The sequence below is a fragment of the Streptomyces prasinopilosus genome (assembly GCF_001419695.1).
Taxonomy (GTDB): Bacteria; Actinomycetota; Actinomycetes; order Streptomycetales; family Streptomycetaceae; genus Streptomyces; species Streptomyces prasinopilosus.
Genome location: NZ_LIRG01001014.1, coordinates 1 through 1006, shown reverse-complemented (window position 1 = coordinate 1006; position 1006 = coordinate 1). Strand labels below are relative to the sequence as shown.

Below are 1006 nucleotides of genomic sequence, written 5' to 3'. Positions count from 1 at the left end.
TGGCGGGCGCGTCCCGGGACGCCTCCGAGTCCGCCACCGCTGCCGTCGCGCCCGCCCCCAGCGCCACTCCCGCGGTCGCCAGGACGGCCAGGGCGCGCCGGACGGCCGGCCTCCCGGGTACTGCGTGTCGGCCCATCGCCGCTCCCGCCTCTCACCTCCGCCGGCCGCTCCCTGCGAGTGACCGGACCGACGCGCAGCGTAGTCGAGGTGTGGTACGCGCCTCAAAGCGGGCCCGGACGGTCGTCCGCCACCCGTTCGATGCCTCAGACTGGTGTCCCGTGAGTTCCCAGTCGCCCTTCTCCGCGCGTGTCGTGCTGCTCTGCGGCCCCTCCGGCTCCGGCAAGTCCCTCCTCTCGGCCCGCTCCGGCCTGCCCGTGCTGCGCCTCGACGACTTCTACAAGGAGGGCGACGACCCGTCGCTGCCCCTCGTGGCGGGCGGCTGCGACATCGACTGGGACCACCCCGGCTCCTGGGACGCGGACGCCGCCGTCGCCGCGATCGACCGGCTGTGCCGTACGGGCCGCACGGATGTGCCCGTCTACGACATCGGCCTGAGTGCCCGTACGGGCGCCTCGCACGTGGACTTCGGCACCGCCCCGCTGTTCATCGCGGAGGGCGTCTTCGCCGCGGAGATCGTCGCCCGCTGCGGCGAACTGGGCCTCCTGGCCGACGCGCTGTGCCTGAGCCGAGGCCCGGTGAAGACCTTCCGCCGCCGCTTCCTGCGGGACCTCAGGGAGGGCCGCAAGTCCGTTCCGTTCCTGCTGCGCCGCGGCTGGCGGCTGATGCGGCTGGAGCGCTCGATCGTCGCCCGCCAGACCGCGCTCGGCGCGCACCCCTGCGACCGCGACGAGGCCCTGACCCGCCTCGCGGCGGTGCGGGACGCCGGCACTCCGGCCGGCACCGGGACGCTCACGGCGCGTACGCCCGCCCAGTCCTAGCCGGCACCGCGCCGGGGCACACGAGGGAGCGGGACCGGAAGGCCCCCCGGCCTTCCGGTCCCGCTCCC

1 protein-coding gene is annotated in these 1006 nt (G+C 75.8%); it reads left to right on the top strand.

Features of this window, described 5'->3' with window-relative positions:
* Nucleotides 1–278: 278 nt before the first annotated feature.
* Nucleotides 279–938, top strand: a complete 660-nt coding sequence (locus tag AOK18_RS29695) for a hypothetical protein (protein ID WP_055696305.1) — start codon at nt 279–281, stop codon at nt 936–938.
* Nucleotides 939–1006 lie beyond the last annotated feature (68 nt).